We start from the raw sequence: 1,536 nt of genomic DNA, 5'->3' as shown, positions 1-1,536 counted from the left end.
GGACACAATCTTGCTTTTCTTGCTCTTCCTTGTCCGAGGTTGAGACCCATTCAATCAAACGTCACTACCGTATACTTTGTCTTAAGGGACTCTATTTACAATACTTGCTAAAATAATAAAAGGCGACGAGTTTTAATACTCATCACCTCAAGTAACAGGCAGTTGTACCCTTCTTATAAAAAAATAGATTAACGTATGACCTGCTCCCAACAGCAGAAGTAAGATCGGAATGCTTTTTTCTTCATTAAATAAGGTTATGGCTGTAAGAAAGGCTAAAATTGAAACAATTCGACCAATATTTAAAAAGATTTCTCTCACCACAATATATTCAATACGCATTTCTGCTGCTTTCCAGCCCACTCCAATTACATCATAGGTTGTTGACATATAGGGGACCAGCAATAACGGGTAGGCAATCGCAATGATTCCTGCATAAATCAGCAATTTTGTATAGGTCACATCCCACACGATCAAGATGACTGCGGCATACAGCAGCAATCCACCAATAAGAATGGCTTTTTTTCGAAAATTTTTTTTAATCATTCTTGATGCAAAATAATAAGCAACAAATGAAATACCCGAATTCAACAGCCCAAACGTTCCTAATGCCATCTCGCTCCCTGTTGAAATATAGACGAACACGGAAATGACAAATAGGAAAGTCCCTTCTCTTAAGCCTTGAAAAAAGTGGGCATTCGTCACAAGACGCCAATTTTCATTTTGCTTTCGTTCTTCAAGAATTCGTCTGAAACAGTATTTTCCCTGTGCTGGCCTTGGTTTTAAAGAAAAACTCAAGAATACTGCCAACGCGAAAAGTCCAAGGGAGATACCAAACACAATCGTATAGCCGGCAAATTTTTCAAACCGGGTAATGATAATTCCCGCAGCAATTGGACCTATCATCCCTCCAAGAGAAGATAAAATACCCAAAAACCCATTAAAAAAATCTCGTGTTTCAGGTTCTGTAATTTCAAAGGTTAAAACATTATAGGCCAGCCAATAGAATCCGTAACCGATCCCTAAAAGTCCTCCTAGCAACAATAAATAGGTTGCTGCCTTGGATCCAGTCATTAACACCGTTAAATAAAACAAAGCCAAAAAAATGACACCGATTCGTAGGACAATAACCCGATCAATTTTCTTTGCCCATCTGCCGGCTAAAATAAAGGTTAACGGTTGAAGAATAACAATGGCGAGGTTATATAAAGCCAAATCTGAGTATTTCCCTGTCTGCTTCCACAAATAAATGTTAACAAACGTATTGGAAAGAGCGACACTCAGTGAATATAATCCTCCAATCATCAAAAGCAGTGTTAAATCCCTTGTAAGTTCTACATCCCCTAAAAGCTTAAATTTCTTTGGCATAAAAAAACTCCCCTTTTTCTTAAGAGGTAGTTTTTGTAAAACACACTGTTCTTATTCAAATACTTTTCGGAAAACGAAAAGGTGTGTCCTAAAAACACTCTTTAGGTCACACCCATTTTTTTGAAAGGGTCTTTATATTAGTCTGTTGCTTTCCGCTCCAGGCACTTCGCT

The 1,536-nt window shown here is 37.9% G+C and carries 1 protein-coding gene; it reads right to left on the bottom strand.

Features of this window, described 5'->3' with window-relative positions:
* Nucleotides 1–147: 147 nt before the first annotated feature.
* Nucleotides 148–1,365, bottom strand: coding sequence for an MFS transporter (locus V7083_RS19860; protein WP_335481175.1), 1,218 nt, complete (start codon nt 1,363–1,365; stop codon nt 148–150).
* Nucleotides 1,366–1,536: the final 171 nt, after the last annotated feature.

The organism is Bacillus sp. JJ1764 (assembly GCF_036962145.1).
Taxonomy (GTDB): domain Bacteria; phylum Bacillota; class Bacilli; order Bacillales; family Cytobacillaceae; genus Neobacillus.
The sequence above is the reverse complement of the archived record's forward strand: the minus strand, read 5'-3'. Positions and strand labels throughout refer to the sequence as shown.

What these genes read in the sequence shown, in the direction of transcription:
- V7083_RS19860 (WP_335481175.1), bottom strand. Translation starts at nt 1,365, where the DNA reads ATGCCAAAGAAATTTAAGCTTTTAGGGGATGTAGAACTTACAAGGGAT.